This is a genomic window from Undibacterium sp. CY21W (assembly GCF_014284265.1).
GTDB lineage: Bacteria > Pseudomonadota > Gammaproteobacteria > Burkholderiales > Burkholderiaceae_D > Undibacterium > Undibacterium aquatile.
On record NZ_JACOGE010000004.1, the window covers coordinates 113,913 to 130,910 of the forward strand.

Annotated in this window: 14 protein-coding genes; 13 read left to right on the forward strand and 1 reads right to left on the reverse strand. The window is 47.9% G+C overall.

Annotated elements, in window-relative coordinates; translation table 11 throughout:
* Positions 1-105: 105 nt before the first annotated feature.
* From gshA to H8K29_RS10890, 10 genes are all read left to right on the forward strand, one after another.
* Entirely contained in the window at positions 106-1,404 is a 1,299-nt protein-coding gene (gene gshA / locus H8K29_RS10845; RefSeq protein ID WP_186884320.1) for a glutamate--cysteine ligase, read from the forward strand.
* Between the two features lie 51 nt (positions 1,405-1,455).
* A complete protein-coding gene (gshB, locus tag H8K29_RS10850) occupies positions 1,456-2,403 on the forward strand; it encodes a glutathione synthase (RefSeq protein ID WP_186897620.1) in 948 nt (315 codons plus the stop codon).
* A gap of 88 nt (positions 2,404-2,491) precedes the next feature.
* Positions 2,492-2,899, forward strand: coding sequence for a PTS sugar transporter subunit IIA (locus tag H8K29_RS10855; RefSeq protein WP_186897621.1), 408 nt, complete (start codon positions 2,492-2,494; stop codon positions 2,897-2,899).
* 21 nt (positions 2,900-2,920) lie between these two features.
* Positions 2,921-3,190, forward strand: a complete 270-nt coding sequence (locus H8K29_RS10860; protein WP_186884323.1) for an HPr family phosphocarrier protein — start codon at positions 2,921-2,923, stop codon at positions 3,188-3,190.
* A 124-nt stretch (positions 3,191-3,314) separates the two neighbouring features.
* Positions 3,315-5,081 (forward strand): phosphoenolpyruvate--protein phosphotransferase, encoded by a 1,767-nt coding sequence (gene ptsP, locus H8K29_RS10865; RefSeq protein ID WP_186897622.1) that lies wholly within the window; start codon positions 3,315-3,317, stop codon positions 5,079-5,081.
* 228 nt (positions 5,082-5,309) lie between these two features.
* A complete protein-coding gene (locus H8K29_RS10870; protein WP_255423346.1) occupies positions 5,310-6,461 on the forward strand; it encodes a homoserine O-acetyltransferase in 1,152 nt (383 codons plus the stop codon).
* Positions 6,458-7,066: a methionine biosynthesis protein MetW gene (metW, locus tag H8K29_RS10875; protein ID WP_186884326.1), complete on the forward strand. Its 609-nt coding sequence runs from the start codon at positions 6,458-6,460 to the stop codon at positions 7,064-7,066. The genes H8K29_RS10870 and metW overlap by 4 nt, the downstream gene beginning before the upstream one ends.
* A gap of 115 nt (positions 7,067-7,181) precedes the next feature.
* Positions 7,182-8,072, forward strand: a complete 891-nt coding sequence (locus H8K29_RS10880; protein ID WP_186897624.1) for a M48 family metallopeptidase — start codon at positions 7,182-7,184, stop codon at positions 8,070-8,072.
* A gap of 630 nt (positions 8,073-8,702) precedes the next feature.
* Positions 8,703-11,084 carry a TonB-dependent receptor gene (locus H8K29_RS10885; protein WP_186884328.1) on the forward strand — a complete coding sequence of 794 codons (2,382 nt, stop codon included), beginning with the start codon at positions 8,703-8,705 and terminating at the stop codon, positions 11,082-11,084.
* Between the two features lie 109 nt (positions 11,085-11,193).
* Positions 11,194-12,882, forward strand: a complete 1,689-nt coding sequence (locus H8K29_RS10890; RefSeq protein WP_186897625.1) for a bifunctional UDP-sugar hydrolase/5'-nucleotidase — start codon at positions 11,194-11,196, stop codon at positions 12,880-12,882.
* A gap of 113 nt (positions 12,883-12,995) precedes the next feature.
* Here the strand turns inward: H8K29_RS10890 and H8K29_RS10895 are convergent, their stop codons facing one another.
* Positions 12,996-13,769 (reverse strand): exodeoxyribonuclease III, encoded by a 774-nt coding sequence (locus tag H8K29_RS10895; RefSeq protein ID WP_186897626.1) that lies wholly within the window; start codon positions 13,767-13,769, stop codon positions 12,996-12,998.
* A 393-nt stretch (positions 13,770-14,162) separates the two neighbouring features.
* Between H8K29_RS10895 and H8K29_RS10900 the strand changes: the two genes are divergently transcribed.
* From H8K29_RS10900 to H8K29_RS10910, 3 genes are read left to right on the forward strand one after another with little or no spacing between them, the layout of a single operon-like run.
* A complete protein-coding gene (locus tag H8K29_RS10900; RefSeq protein WP_186884331.1) occupies positions 14,163-14,981 on the forward strand; it encodes an ABC transporter permease in 819 nt (272 codons plus the stop codon).
* Positions 14,971-16,365, forward strand: coding sequence for an ABC transporter ATP-binding protein (locus H8K29_RS10905; protein ID WP_186884332.1), 1,395 nt, complete (start codon positions 14,971-14,973; stop codon positions 16,363-16,365). The genes H8K29_RS10900 and H8K29_RS10905 overlap by 11 nt, the downstream gene beginning before the upstream one ends.
* A 25-nt stretch (positions 16,366-16,390) precedes the next feature.
* Positions 16,391-16,993 carry a methyltransferase domain-containing protein gene (locus H8K29_RS10910; RefSeq protein ID WP_222611470.1) on the forward strand — a complete coding sequence of 201 codons (603 nt, stop codon included), beginning with the start codon at positions 16,391-16,393 and terminating at the stop codon, positions 16,991-16,993.
* Positions 16,994-16,998: the final 5 nt, after the last annotated feature.

Below are 16,998 nucleotides of genomic sequence, written 5' to 3' on the forward strand. Positions count from 1 at the left end.
TCTCTGCGTTTCACCCCAAGCTAAGAGAGTCTTAAAAAGCCGGCACGCTCCCCAGATATTTGCGAAAGCTGCCGGCGACTCAGGCAGCTTATCAAAAAGGTCACTATGGTTCCGCATCTTGTCACGGCTCTCAACGGGCCACTGCACGATCTCGAAAAGAAAATTCTGGAGGCAACGCCCGCCATCGAACGTTGGTTCCGTCTGGAGTGGCAGGAACATACGCCGCCATTTTACTGTTCCGTCGATTTACGCAATGCGGGATTCAAATTAGCCCCTGTCGATACCAATTTATTTCCGGGTGGATTTAATAATCTGGCAACAGAAATGTTGCCATTGTCAGTGCAGGCAGCAATGGCGGCGATAGAAAAATATTGTCCCGATGCCAAAAACCTGTTGCTGATCCCGGAAAGTCATACACGCAATACCTTTTATCTGCAAAACATCGCCCGCCTGATGCAGATATTCCGTCAGACTGGTCTGAACGTGCGCCTCGGTTCTTTATCTGCAGATATTACCGAACCGACGCCGATTGATCTGCCGGATGGCAGCCAGCTGATACTCGAGCCGCTGGAGCGCTCTGAAAATGGGCGCCGTCTGGTGCTGAAAAATTTTGATCCGTGCACCATCGTTCTGAATAACGATTTGTCGGCAGGCATACCGGCAATTCTGGAAGAGCTCAATGAGCAAACCTTGTTGCCGCCGCTGCACGCGGGCTGGTCTATGCGCCGCAAGAGCAATCATTTTTCATCGTATGATGAAGTGGTGAAAAAATTTGCCAAACTGGTCGATATTGATCCGTGGATGCTCAATCCGTTTTTCACCAAAGTGAATGGGATTAATTTTCACGATGGCACAGGCGAAGACGCGCTGGTCGCCGCAGTTGATACGATACTGGCAAAAATTCGCAAGAAATATAAAGAGTACGGCATCAAGGAAAAACCGTTCGTGATCGTCAAGGCAGATGCTGGCACTTATGGCATGGGCATTATGACGGTGCATCATTCCGACGAAGTCCGCGAGTTGAATCGCAAACAGCGCAATAAAATGTCCGTTATTAAGGACGGAATTGCCGTCACTGATGTGATTGTGCAGGAAGGTGTGTACACCTTTGAGCAGATCAAAGATTCCGTCGCGGAGCCCGTAGTCTATATGATCGATCGCTATGTCGTCGGCGGCTTTTACCGTGTGAATGAAGAGCGCGGCATCGATGAAAATCTGAACGCACCGGGGATGCAGTTTGTGCCGCTGGCTTTTGCCCAGCAACATGCGGTGCCGGACATGAAAGCAAAACCGGGGACGGCAGCACCGAATCGTTTTTACATGTATGGTGTGGTGGCGCGGCTGGCATTGCTGGCGGCATCACTGGAACTGGAAAAAACGGATCCTGATCCTGAAATCTATTAATTGGCCTGCCGGCTTGTCGCCGGTGTGCCGTCATTTTCTTTAAAAATTGCCATGAAAATCGCCTTTCTGACTGACCCGCTGTCGCAATTCAAGACTTATAAAGATTCCACCTTCGCGATGATGCGCGAGGCAGTCAGGCGAGGTTACACGGTGTATGCGTTTGGCCCGGCAGACATGGCGCTGGAAGGTGGCAAAGTCATTGCCAGCATCAGCAAGATCACGCTGACTGGTGACAGCGAAGACTGGTATCGCGCCGAAGCGCCACAGGCATTGCCGCTGAGTGCTTTCGATGCGGTATTGCAGCGTAAAGATCCACCGTTTGATATGGAATATATCTACGCGACCTATTTGCTGGAGCTGGCGGAACAACAGGGCGCACGCGTCTTCAACAAACCGGCAGCGATACGCAATCACAATGAAAAACTGAGTATCGCGCAATTCAGCCAGTTCACCGCACCGACGCTGGTGACCCGCGATGAGCAGCGTATCCGCGCGTTTCACCGCGAACATCAGGACATCATTCTGAAGCCGCTCGATGGCATGGGCGGTGCCGGTATTTTCCGGATTCGTGCCGATGGCATGAATCTGGGCTCCGTGATCGAAACGCTGACGCTCAATGGCAGCCGTACCATCATGATCCAGCGCTATATTCCCGAGATCGTCAATGGTGATAAACGTATTTTGCTCATCGGTGGCAAGGTCGTGCCATATGCGCTGGCGCGGATTCCGCAAAACGGTGAAGTGCGTGGCAATCTGGCGGCGGGCGGTGTTGGCGTGGCGCAGGAATTGTCGGCGCGCGATCTTGAGATTGCGCAGACTTTGGCGCCGCAGCTTTATCAAAGAGGCTTGTTGCTGGTAGGATTAGACGTCATTGGCGATTGCCTGACCGAAGTCAATGTGACCAGCCCGACCTGTTTCCAGGAAATTACGCAGCAAAAAGGCGTGGATGTGGCCGCGATGTTTATTGATGCGCTTGAAACAGCCGTTTCAGGGCGTTAATATACTCCCCGGGGTATGTCGTAACCCCCTAATGAAATCAAGGAGAGTAAGTGCAAATTGGCACATACTCCCTCTATTTTGAGAAATTATGGTTGGAATACTGTTGATGACCCACGCGCCGCTAGGCTCGGCATTTATCCAGGCTGCAGCCCATGTTTTTCGCGGTATGCCGGAGCGCCTGGAAGCGATCGATGTGATTGCCGATCAGAACACCGATGACGTGCACCGTCTGGCGCTGGAAGCGGTACAACGACTCAATGACGGCTCCGGCGTGCTGGTGATGACCGATATCATGGGTGGAACGCCATCCAATTGCTGCCGCCAGCTGGGCGAACCCGATCAGGTTGCCACCATTGCCGGTATCAGCCTGCCGATGTTGTTGCGGGCGATTACTTACCGTAATGACGCGCTCGATGTGGTCGTGGAAATGGCACTCGCGGGCGGTCAGAATGGCGCGCTGCGGATTGATAACCGTATCCGGCTGTCACCGAATTAATCAAAGAGTTGAAAGTAGAGCATGATCCAACAAGAAATTGAAATTGTGAACAAACTTGGTCTGCATGCGCGCGCATCGGCCAAATTTACGCAACTGGCCAGTAAATTCAAAAGTGAAGTCTGGGTGACACGCAATGGTCGCCGTGTGAATGGCAAGTCGATCATGGGCGTGATGATGCTGGCGGCGGGTAAGGGCAGCAAAATCATGCTGGAAACCGATGGTGCCGATGAGCAGGAATGCTTTGATGCCATCGTCAATCTCGTCAATGATAAGTTTGGTGAAGGCGAGTAATGAATTTTTTCCGCGCAGACCATGTGAAGTGTTCCAGGTGCGATGGTTCTGCAGTGTTGTATCCGTTTGCTCATTTTCCTGAAGGCAGGTGAGTAAAGACAATTAAGAACATGGGGCACGAGGCATGGCATCATTTACATTGCAAGGCATCCCTGTTTCACGCGGTATCGCGATCGGTCGCGCGCATTTATTGCGTCCGGCTGCGCTGGATGTGAAGCATTATCTGGTTGCGCAGGAATTAGTCGAAGCGGAAGTACTGCGCCTGCAAAACGCAATTGCGCAAGTCCACGTTGAATTACAGGCGATCTGGGCTGATCTGCCGCAGGATGCGCCGACCGAGCTCGGCGCTTTTCTGGATGTACACGCTCTCATTTTGTCCGATCCCATGGTATCGGAAGCCCCGCTCGATATTATCCGTACCCGCCATTACAACGCCGAATGGGCGCTCGTGACTCAGGTCGATGAGCTGTCCGCACAGTTCGATGAAATCGAAGACGATTATCTGCGCGAACGCAAAGCCGATATTCAGCAAGTTGCCGAGCGGGTGTTGAAAGTGCTGACCGGCTCCTCCAGTCAGGTTCCTTCTTCTGATGGGATAGATGAGCGCACCGCCAATATGGTCGTGGTCGCCAGAGATATTTCTCCGGCAGATATGATGCAATTCCGCGATGTTGCTTTTACCGGGTTTGTCACCGATGAAGGCGGACAGAATTCGCATACCGCAATCGTGTCGCGCAGTCTGGGTATTCCTGCCGTGGTCGGGATGGGAAATGCTTCGCAACTGATAGAACAGGACGACTGGCTGATCATCGATAGCGATGCTGGCGTGGTCATCGTTGCGCCGCCGACGATGGTGCTGGAACAATATCGTGAACGTCAGGCGCTGCTGCTCAAACAAAGAAAAAAACTCTCCAAACTCAAAAAAACCCCGGCGGTGACGCAGGATGGGGTTGAAATTACCTTGCTGGCAAACATTGAATTGCCGGGCGATGCCACACCTGCGCTTGAGGCTGGCGCCAGTGGTGTTGGCCTGTTCCGTTCTGAATTCCTGTTTATGGAGCGCAGCGGCGAACAGCATCAGTTGCCGAGCGAAGAAGAGCAGTTTGATGCTTATCGTAAGGCGGTACTTGGCATGAAAGGCCGTCCTGTCACCATCCGCACTTTAGACGTGGGTGCTGACAAACCGCTGGAAGCGGCTGAACACAATATTCTCAATCCTGCCTTAGGTTTGCGGGCAATACGCTATTGCCTGGCTGAGCCGCAACTGTTTCTGACGCAATTGCGGGCAATCTTGCGTGCGTCTGCATTTGGGCCGGTCAAAATTCTGATTCCGATGATGGCGCATGGATTTGAAATCGAGCAGACCTTGCAACTGATCGCGCAGGCCAAGAAAGAACTGACGGCAGAAAAGAAAGAGTTTGATGCGGGCATACCGATCGGCGCGATGATAGAAATACCCGCTGCCGCGCTGGCGCTGCCGATGTTTGTGAAAAAGCTCGACTTCTTATCTATCGGCACGAATGACTTGATCCAGTATACGCTGGCAATTGATCGTGCCGATCACGAAGTTGCACACTTATACGATGATTTACATCCGGCGATTTTGCAGTTATTGCAGATCATCGTCAGTACGGCAGAAAAAGCCGGGATTCCTTTGTCGATTTGTGGCGGTATGGCAGGCGATTTGCGCCTGACCCGCTTATTGGTCGGCATGGGATTCCGGGAATTATCTATGCCAGCGGCGTTGTTACCAGAGATTAAACAGGCGATTCTGAATACCCGGTTTGACACCTTGCAACCATATGTGAAAAAGATCTTGCGCAGCTATGATTCTGCGGTAATACAGGAAACGCTGAGTAATATGGAAGCGCTTGGCAAAACGCTGCATTGAATCCGGAACAGGTTTGACGATGAGGCTGGAGTTCGTTATCCTTGCCAACTTAGATGCAATTAGATACAGGCGCCGATTTGAAAATCAGCTTGCGGGCGCGGTCTGGAAAATTTCCGGACAATAAATACGGCTAAAGCGAGCTTGAATGCAGCTTTCCTTCCTTCACATTCAGCCCTTCTTTTAGCCTTCCTTAGTTTTTGAACGAGAATTTTCTCGATGGAAGAGTGTATGTCAGCCTTACCAGGATCCGTTGGTGCCGTGACACCACAGGCGTTTCAATTTGAAGCACCGTTGCCTTTACAAAGTGGTGCATCAATTGCCGGTTATACCTTGATGGTGGAAACCTATGGCAGCTTAAATGCAGATAAATCGAATGCCGTACTTATTTGTCATGCCTTGAATGCCTCTCATCATGTTGCTGGCTACTACGCCGACCAGCCAAAGAATGTGGGTTGGTGGGACAACATGGTCGGCCCCGGCAAACCGGTGGACACCAACCGTTTTTTTGTGATCGGCGTCAATAATCTTGGTTCCTGTTTTGGCTCCACCGGCCCCATGCACACGAACCCCGCCACGGGCAAACCTTATGGCGCTGATTTTCCGGTGGTCACCGTAGAAGACTGGGTCAACGCGCAGGCGCGTCTGGCAGATGTTCTGGGGATACAGCAATTCGCTGCGGTCATGGGCGGCTCGCTTGGCGGTATGCAGGCACTGGCGTGGAGTATTTTGTACCCGGATCGTTTGCAGAACTGCGTGGTAATCGCATCGACGCCAAAACTGTCGGCACAGAATATCGCGTTTAACGATGTGGCGCGGCAGGCGATACTGACTGATCCGGATTTCCACGGCGGTGATTTCTATGCGCATGGCGTCGTTCCGCGCCGTGGCTTAAGAGTGGCGCGCATGATAGGTCATATCACCTATTTGTCGGATGACGATATGGCCGAAAAATTCGGACGTGATCTGAAGTCGGATGATTACCAGTTTGGCTACGGCGTCGATTTTGAAATTGAATCTTATCTCCGCTATCAGGGCGATAAATTTTCAGATTACTTTGATGCAAATACGTATTTGCTGATCACCAAAGCGCTGGATTATTTTGACCCGGCCCGCCATACCGATGGCGATCTGACCAAAGCGCTGGCGGCAACCAAAGCACAGTTTTTACTGGCCTCATTCACTACCGACTGGCGTTTTGCGCCTGAGCGCAGCCGTGAAATTGTGAAAGCCTTAATCAGTAACAAACGCACCGTCAGCTACGCTGAAATTGATGCGCCTCACGGACACGATGCATTCCTGCTGGACGACTCCCGTTATCTGAATCTGGTTGCGGCGTATTTCGATCGCATTGCGACAGAACTGAAAGGAGTGTCAGCATGAATTTTTCAGAATTAAACCAATTACGTCCCGATCTGGCTTTTATTGCCGACTGGATTCAGCCGCAGTCGCAAGTCTTGGACGTGGGTTGCGGTGATGGCGTCATGCTTGATTATCTGCAAACCGACAAGCAATGCAGTGGCTACGGCATAGAAATCGCGGACGACAAAACACTTGCCTGCGCGAAACGTCATATTAATGTGATACAGCAAGACATGGAAAATGGTCTGGGCATGTTTGATGACAATGCTTTTGACACTGTGTTGTGCTTATCGTCATTACAGATGATGAAGCATGTGGAACCTTTGTTGCGTGACATTGCCCGCGTCGGTCGTGAAGCCATCGTCTCTTTTCCGAATTTTGGTTATTGGCCGCATCGCACCGCATTATTGCTGGGGAAAATGCCGGTATCGAAATCCCTGCCGTATCAGTGGTATGACACGCCGAACGTTCGTTGTGCAACGATTTATGATTTCGCCGATCTTGCCAACGAAGTCGGTCTGGAAGTCATGCAATGTGTTGCTCTGCATGAAGGTCAGCCAGTGAATTTTTTACCCAACTTGCGTGGCAGTCTGGCAGTGTTCAGATTGCGTAAGCGTCAAGCTTAGTGTTTAAGAGATCGATTCGGACAAATAGCGATTTTTATTGCGGTATCTTTAAAACCGGCGGCATGATCACCATTTCTCTGGGTAACCTGTTCACTGGCTTATTACTGGCTTAAATATGAAACTGCATACACTCTTTGCTGCTGTTCTTTTTGCTACGGTGGGCACCGCATTTGCACAGAATGCAACGTCGCAGGATGGCGTCAAAATTGGCGGCAACTCTCTTTTAAGCAAATTCGCTCCGGTTGGCGCGCTGGAAAACCAGGCTGCGACGCAGTATGCACAAACCATGCAGCAAGCTGAAAAGCAACATGCGCTGGGACCGGATAACCATCCGCAGGTATTACGTTTACGTGCGATTGCCAATAAGCTGATCCCCTATTCTTTAAAATGGAATGAGCGAGCGAAGCAGTGGAAGTGGGAAATTAACTTGCTGGGATCCAAGCAAATCAATGCCTATTGCATGCCCGGCGGTAAGATTGCCTTTTATTCCGGGATTCTGGATACCTTGAAACTGACTGATGACGAAGTCGCGATAGTCATGGGGCATGAGATCGCCCACGCCTTACGCGAACATGGTGCCGAAAGAGCAGTGAAATCGAGCGCCGCTAATTTATTCGTCAAAGGGGTCGAGATTTTTGCCGGAGCGAAAGGATATGATCCGAATATCGCTGGTTCGATTGCAGGCGGTGCCGCAAACATGACCATGCTGAAGTTTTCCCGCGATAATGAAACAGAAGCGGATATTGTTGGGCTCGATATCGCGGCACGTGCCGGTTACGATCCTCGTGCCGGCGTTGCTCTCTGGCAAAAAATGGGCATGGTCAATAAAGGGGCTCCGCCGCAATGGCTGTCTACCCACCCCGCCGGTCAGAACCGGATTGCTGAAATTCGCCGCCATTTACCGGAAGTGATGCCTTTGTATGCGAAGGCGAAAGCATTGTCTCTGGATGGAATTGCGCCATATCGGACCAACGTCAAAGGTATTGATCCGGTTACCTATCCATAGTTACTATGCCTGTGGAAGCCGTTCGCCACCACCTTGATTTTCCTTCATTTGAAAAAAAAGTTTCTTTTCAAACATCTCAAAAATAAAAATTGCGCAGATTTCACCCAAAGTAAGCAGATTCGCTAAAAAAAGCACATCTGTTGTGCATTTGTGACATTTTCATGCATGGAAAACCACGATGTCATCGTCCTTTCACAATTGGGTGTAACACTTTGTAATGTTGAAAAAATTATGTGATAGACTATTTTCACATATCAATATACAGCTGATTCACTCGAATTTACTTGTCCGGTCAGCACACAAAAATCAACAGTGTCATATAAAAATAGACGATAGAACCTGGTGTCTGTTTTTTTAAAATCAAAAGAGCAATCGTTTGCGTATCAGCCAATTTATGTTTTTCAGCGGTCGCAATCGATTGCGTATTGAAATCAGGCATAAAAAATGCATTACACCGTTGCTCGTAAGCTTTTTGTATCGCGGTTGCAGGTTGAAGTTTTTATAAAGCCAGTGTGTTGGCACTAAAGTGTGGTGATGGAGATGTCATCAAGCGGTGTTAAAAGCTTGAGATGATGAACAGGGTTCAGCGCAATTTTATTTATTTACCGTAATTTGATCCGGGAGCAGTCAATGAAACAATCTACGAAGCCTTCAGCGTTTCCATCACGTTTGTCGATGGTCGCGATAGCATGCCAGTTGGCATGCATGGGTATTTCCACTGCGCAAGCACAGGAAGTCAGCAACGAACAAACAAGCTCAACACAAGTCACTATTACCGGCAAAAAAGTCGGTATGGGTTTGATGGTTCAGGAAAATGCGCCAAAAGCACGCAGTACAATTACTGCAGAAGAGTTGGCAAAACAACGTCCTACCGGTAATGCGTATGAAGCGTTGGAACTGATGCCTGCGGTCAACAGCTACAACTATGACGCAACTGGTTTGTTCGGCGGTGGCCTGACTCTGCGTGGTTTTAACAGCGATCAGATCGGTGCAACAATCAATGGTGTACCTGTTAATGATTCCGGTAGTTTCTCTGTGTATCCACAAGAGTTTGTGGATCAGGAAAATACCTGCACACAGTTCGTCACACAAGGCTCGACTGACGTTGATTCTCCACAAATCGGTGCAACTGGCGGTAACTTTGGTATTACGACATGTGACCCTTCCAAAGAGAAGCGTTTCCGCGTAATGCAAACTGTTGGCGGCCTGAATCTGTCCAAAACGTATCTGCGTTACGATACAGGTATGCTGTCGGATAACCGTTCCCGTTTGTTCATTTCCTACTCTCATGCGCAAGCTGATAAATGGAAAGGTGATGGCGGAGCTAAACGTGATCACGTCGATTTTGGCTTCCGTACAGACTTCGATAAATTCAACTCTATCAGCGGCGTTGTTCTTTACAACCGCGCGATCAACCAAAATATCAGTTCATTCAGCCTGGCTGATCTGAACAAAAATGGTTATTACTACGATTATTCTACGAAATTTATTGGTCATGTGACGCCGACCAAAGGCAAAGCAGACAACGATCCTAGCCAAGCCAATGCTGATTCTTTCTATAAGTTGACACAGAATCCGTTCGAAAACGTTATTGCCTCTGTCACTGGGAAAATGCGTATCGGCGAAAACACCGACGTCAAAGTTATTCCTTACTACTGGTATGGTTACGGTAATGGTGGCGTTCAACAAAAACTGGTTTCCGAAGTTGGTTTCCTGAACGTTGCAACTGGCAAGAATACCGGTGCAGTGGATCTGAATGGCGACGGTGATACGCTTGATAAAGTGATTGTTGCGAATGCGAGTGTGACACGCACAAACCGTCCTGGTATTACAGCTTCCGTTACCCATAACCTTGGTAATCATCAGTTGCTGGCTGGTTTCTGGTACGAACGTGCAACGCATGAGCAATTTGGACCGATGGTTTCTGTAGACGCTGCTGGTAACGCGAGCGACATCTGGTTGCAGAACGGCATGATCATGCGCCCTGATGGCACGCCTTATCAATCCCGTGACTGGAAAACAATCAGTACGGCATATCAATTCTTCGCTCAAGACACCATCAGTCTGTTAGACGACAAATTGCAAGTCAACATTGGTGTACGTGCACCAACGATGAAGCGCGATTTCACTAACTATGCGAATGAAGGTTCAAGCTCGGGTACGACATACAATATTTCTAAATCATATTCAGAAGTATTGCCACAATTAGGTGCTCGCTACCAGATCGACAACAATAATCAAGTGTTCGCAAGTTTGGCTAAAAACATGAAAGCGCCGCCAAACTATGTTTACTCGACAACGAACAACGTTGTACTGGTCAATGGTGTTCCAACGATGCCGGTTGATGTGAAAGCAGAGACATCGGTGAACTTGGATTTGGGCTATCGTCATCAAAGCGACAAACTCACAGGTCAGTTCACGGTATATTCTGTTGATTTCCGTGACCGTCAGGCGACTGCGTACGATGTAATCAGCAACACCAGCAGTGTTACTAGCGTTGGTAAAGTGAAGACCAAAGGTTTTGAAGTTGAACTGGGTAATACTCCAGTCAATGGCTGGTCTTTCTACAGCTCAGTTGGTTACGCTAAGAGCGAAATTCAGGATAACCTGATCGCAAGCAAAACTGCCGTATTGCCAACAGCAGGTAAAGAAATGACACTGACGCCAAACTGGAAAGCAGGCTTGAGCGCCCAGTATGAGACAGCAGTATGGTATGCACGTCTGAAAGCCAAATATACAAGTAGCCAATGGGCAACGATGACTAATGATGAATTGGTTCCTAGCTACACATTGCTTGGTCTGGACGCTGGTTACCAGTTCGCAAACACTGGCTGGTTGAAAAAGCCAACAGTACGTCTCAGTATCAGTAACCTGACAAACGAGAAATATCGCAATCCATCCAGCTTCAACGTGACAAATGCTCAGGCATATGGCACAGCGGCTGCGAAGACTGTGTTCTACTACCTCGGTGCACCACGCTTCACATCTGTTACATTCTCTGCAGATTTCTAATCGCATGAATGCGCAGTTGCTGTAGTCAGTTTTCAAGGTAAAGCAACGACAATTCAGGCCTGCAACGATTTCTTGTTGCGGGCCTTTTTTATTTGATAGTGGCAAAGATATGAATAAATTCAAACTCATCAGCCTTGCTGTTCTTGTCGCCATCGGTGGCTGCTCGACAACGACAGACAAGAATGCAGGCCTGAGCAATATCACCATCTTTAGTATCAATGATTTTCACGGCAATCTGCAGTCCGATCAGCCTGTACCTTATCTGGCAAGCAAGGCAGATGTTGCTAATCCGGGTAAAACAGTGAATGTTCCCTCTGGTGGTTATGCTTATCTGGCGGCGAAGTTAAAAGAGCGTCGCGCAGCGGTGCCATTCAGCATACTGGTGGGGAGCGGTGATTTGATGGGCGCATCTCCTATGGGCTCGGCGTTGCTGAAAGATGAACCGGTGATCGAAGCCCTGAATCAGATTGATCTGACAGTGACTGCAGTCGGCAATCACGAATTCGACTCTGGTACGGCTGATCTGATGCGGAAAATTAAAGGCGAATGTGCTCCCTCTGGCTGCGCATATGCAGATTTTCACGGTGCTAAATATGCGTATCTTGGTGCGAATGTCTATGAGCAGGGTAGTAATACGCCTTGGCTGACCCCTTATGTGATACGCCAAGTCGGGGATGTGAAGGTCGGCTTTATCGGTGCGGTGACGTCCGATGTTCCTAATCTGGTGGCTGGTGACGCGATTAAACGCCTGCGTTTTGACGATGAGGCGGCTTCGATTAATCGCTATGTGCCTGAGTTGCAAAAGCAAGGTGTCAATGCGATTGTTGCGCTGATTCATGAAGGTGCAAGCTACAAAGGTGCTGAAAACGATCCGACTTATCGCTGTGAAGGCTTGCAAGGGCCGATTATCGATATCACTAAAAAGCTCGATAAAGCCATATCGTTGGTTGTCTCCGGTCATACTCATCAAGGCTATACATGCAAAATTGATGGTCGCCTGGTTGTACAAGGCCGTAGCTATGGCGCGTTTCTGACAGAGTCCACGCTGACCATAGACCGCAACACCAACACGGTGGTGAATGCTGTCGCTATCAATCACCTGATTGATCAACAGCAAATTAAAGCCGATGCAACGGCGCAGGTGCTGGTGGATAAAGTGGCGATACAAACGGCGGCGTTGCGCCAGCGTCCAGTCGTTACGATAGACAAAGCATTATTACGGTCGAGTGAGTCAGGTCGTTTCGACAGTGCATTAGGTAACATCATCGCCGATGCACAACTGCATTACGCTCAGCATCATGGCGGTGCAGACATTTCGTTGATGAATGCAGGTGGAATACGCAGTGATTTGCCATCCGGCAGTCAGAAAACACCGATTAATGTCACTTTTGGCGATTTGTACGCGGTGCAGCCATTTGGGAACAACATCGTACGAATGACATTGTCGGGCGCCCAATTATTGCAGGTACTGCAGCAGCAGTGGGCCGGTGGACGCCCTGCAGAAGAGCCGAAAAAACTGTTTGTCTCGCACGGTCTCAGCTATGTCTGGAATCCGGCAGCGGCGATAGAGCAGCGTATCACCGACGTTAAGATCAAAGGTAAAGCGCTTGATCCGACGCAGCAATATCAGGTGGTCGTGAATAATTTTCTGGCGGATGGTGGTGATGGCTTCAGCGTACTGAAGCAGGGGACAGATCGCCAGCTGATCGGGCGCGATCTGGATGCGTTTGAATCATATATCCGTGAACGCGGTGACCGCATTACCGATGTGCAGCTGGATCGTGTGCAGCGCCGTTAGTAGGACGACTCATCAGGAAGAATCGCGAGAAATTTAAACCACTTCTCCTAATATCTGTGCGGGTTCCCAGTCATTTTGGCTTGGAAACCCGCTTTTTTATTAGGACTATCGAATTAAACGTAGCTGATAATCAGTGGTGAGTGGTCAGAAAAGCGCTGTTCTTTGTAAATGGACGCGGTGTGTGCTTTCGCTGCGATACCGGGCGTTGCGACATGGTAGTCAATTCGCCAACCAACATTATTCGCCCAGGCCTGACCACGATTACTCCACCACGTATAGGCTTCGCCGGTGGTGTCAGGATGCAGGCGGCGATACACATCAACCCAACCTTGCTCGTCCAATAAACGTGTTAGCCACGCGCGCTCTTCAGGTAAAAATCCGGAGTTCTTTTGATTGCTCTTCCAGTTTTTTAAATCGATTTCCTTGTGGGCGATATTCCAGTCGCCGCAAATCACCAATTCCCTGCCTTCTGCCATCAGCATTGCCAGATGTGGAAAAAATTCATCCATAAAGCGGAATTTTGCTTCCTGTCTTTCCGGTGATGAGGATCCGGAGGGGCAATAGACAGAAATGACCGAAACGTTGTCAAAATCGCAACGTACGTAGCGGCCTTCAGGGTCGAATTCTGCGCTGCCAAACCCGATGTGTACTGCGTCTGGTTTTTTCTTGCTATACACACCAGCTCCGGAATAGCCTTTTTTTTCCGCGTAGTGAAAGTGCCCGTGATAACCGTGCGGATTCAGAAAATCAGCCGTCATATCCGGCGCCTGCGCCTTCAATTCCTGCACGCAAACGACATCCGGGCTTTCTTTCTCCATCCATTCAAAGAAACCTTTTTTTGCTGCAGAGCGAACGCCGTTTAAGTTGGCGGAAACGATTTTGGTCATATTGTGACGATGTGATGATCAAATTTTAAAAAAATTAAGAAATAAGACCTAACTTAGGTACAAAAAATGATGTAATGATTCAGACAGGACGGATCATGTATAAAACAGTCGGATTATACGTGACCTGACTGTAATGTCCGTTAGCGCATTCTATAAGAGCGAACAGGTATAATTCACGTTCTTAGTTACTCGCGAAGTTCACACATGTTATCTGGTGGTGTTGATAATGCCAATAAAGCACTAATTAAATAAGCAAATGTAACTTTTCTTGCTTGTATGGAGTTTGGTAAGCACCCTATTCGATAAATTCCATCATCTGAGTAACGAACCCTATAAAATCGTGCGTTTTGAAAATATCAGTCCATCTTATTCGAAGCGCGTCTTTAGATCCTAATGACTAAATTTTCAATTTCTCCGTTTTTTGCACTGAAATCTCTCTGGTCGCATCGCCGTCTGATTGCAGATATGGCGAAGCGTGATGCTTTGGGTAAATATAAGGGCTCTTTTCTTGGCGTGTTTTGGTCCTTATTAACGCCAGTGTTTATGCTTGCAATCTATACCTTTGTGTTTAGCGAAATTTTCAAGGCGAGATGGACTGCTACCAGCACATCAAAGACAGAATTTGCCATTGTTTTATTCGCCGGCATGATCATGTTCAATTTTTTTGCTGAGGTAGTTAATCGGGCTCCTGGTTTGATTTTAAGTAATCCCAATTTTGTAAAAAAAATTGTTTTTCCTCTAGAAATTCTTTCGTGCATTAATTTGTGCTCAGCGTTATTTCATCTCGTAGTTAGTGTGATCGTTTTACTGATATTTCAATTAATTGTATTTGGTCACATTCCATGGACCGTATTACTTTTGCCCATGGTGATTTTTCCGCTGGCGCTGATTTGCCTCGGATTGAGTTGGTTTCTGTCAGCTATTGGTGTGTTCTTGCGTGATGTAGGGCAGACCATAGGCATTTTTGTTACTGGTTTAATGTTTCTTTCACCAGTTTTTTTTCCTTTATCAGCAATACCTGTGGATTGGCAAATGGTGGCTAATTTGAATCCTATGGTTTTTCCGATTGAGATGGCGCGCCAGATACTGGTCTGGGGAAGTCAACCTGATTGGCTTGATTGGATTTTGTACCTATGTGTATCAATTTGCATAGCTTGGGCGGGCTTTGCTTGTTTCCAGAAAATTCGCCGGGGATTTGCTGATGTCATCTAAGTTCGCTATCAGTGTCAGAGGGGTGAGTAAGTGTTATCAGATTTACGATCAACCGATTGACCGCTTAAAACAAGGAATAATCGCTTTTGCGGCAAGAGTTTGTCCCAGTCGGAAAATCAGAGATCGCCTGTCAGTCTGGGCTCAGAGATGTGCCAGACAGTATTGGGCGCTTGAAGATATTAGTTTTAATTTAAAAAAAGGCGAAACTTTCGGCATTGTCGGTCGCAACGGATCAGGTAAAAGTACCTTGCTCCAGATTTTGTGCGGAACATTGAGCCCAACTCAAGGAGAAGTGCAGGTCAATGGCCGGGTAGCGGCTTTATTGGAGCTTGGGTCCGGTTTTAATCCCGAGTATTCTGGCCGAGAAAATATTTATATGAATGGCCAGTTGCTGGGATTGAGCAGACAAGAGATCGATGAGCGGATTGACGATATTATCGAATTTGCGGATATTGGTGACTTTATCGATCAGCCAGTTAAAACATATTCAAGCGGCATGTACGTACGTGTTGCTTTTGCTGTTATCGCTCATGTGGATGCAGACATATTAGTGATTGATGAAGCGTTGGCGGTGGGCGATGCTTTTTTTACGCAAAAATGTATGCGTTTTTTGCGTAAATTTATGAATAGCGGCACCATATTGTTTGTAAGTCATGATACGGCAGCAGTTAAAAATTTATGTCAACGCGCTATCTGGCTTGAAAAGGGGAAAATACAGGCCAGTGGTACCGCGAAAGAGGTATCTGAACGTTATTTGCAGGCATTCTATGAAGTGGCGCAAGGAAAAAGTAGTTCAACAAAAATGCTTACATCGCCTCAAGTACTTCAGCTCGCAAAAAAGTCAAGGGGGAGGAGAGATGCGCGTTTGGCTTGGATTAATCAGAGTAATTTAAGGAATGACATTCAGGTTTTTGAGTTTGATCAAAATGCAAGCAGTTTTGGAACAAAAGAAGCCAGAATCAGCACAGTTGAATTTTTCGATGAAGACGAAAATCCGTTAAGCTGGATTGTCGGCGGTGAAATAGTTCAATTGCACATCAGTGCATTTGTGACACAGGATATTTTCTCTCCTATCATTGGCTTTTATATCAAGGACAAGTTAGGTCAGATTCTGTTTGGCGATAACACTTATCTTACTTACCATGATGCACCACTGAGTGTTGCAGCCGGTAACGAAATAGAGGCTGTGTTTAGTTTCATGATGCCTATTTTGCCAAAAGGCGATTACTCAGTTTGTGCAGCAATTGCTGTTGGCACGAATGAAAACCATACCCAATTAGAGTGGGTACATGATGCGATGATTTTACGTTCAGAATCATCGCATGCGACAACAGGTTTGGTTGGTGTACCTATGCAAGGAATTGAGATTAAAACAATCTCTTAAAATATATTATTTAAAGTTAAAAATTATGCATACAAGTTCAATGGATAAAATGAGGGCATTTAGAGATAAATACCTCGCAGCAAAAAGAGATCAAGAAATCAGCATTCTTGATATTGGTAGTCAGGAAGTTCACATCAATGGTAGCTACAAGCCCCTGTTCAGCGATGAACCGAAATGGAAATATCAAGGTTGTGACATGGTCGCGGGCAACAACGTTGATATTGTCTTGACGGATCCGTACAACTGGAGTCAGATACCATCGAATTCAGCTGATGTCGTCATTTCCGGTCAGGCGTTTGAGCACATAGAGTATTTCTGGATCACGATGATGGAAATCGCAAGAGTGCTTAAACCAGGTGGTTATGTCTGTATTATCGCTCCATCCTCTGGCTACGAACATCGTTATCCGGTTGATTGTTGGCGTTTTTATCCGGATGGCTTTAGTGCTCTTGCCAGATACGCCAGATTGAATCCGCTTGAGTCTTATACTCAGTGGGAAGATTCTCCGCTCTATGATGACCATACAAATTGCTGGCATGACTCTGCTTTAATTGCGCAGAAACCGGCTGGTTCTACCATCCGGGATAGCTTAAGAAGATTTTTGATTCAACTTAGCCGCAAGCTATAGAAAAA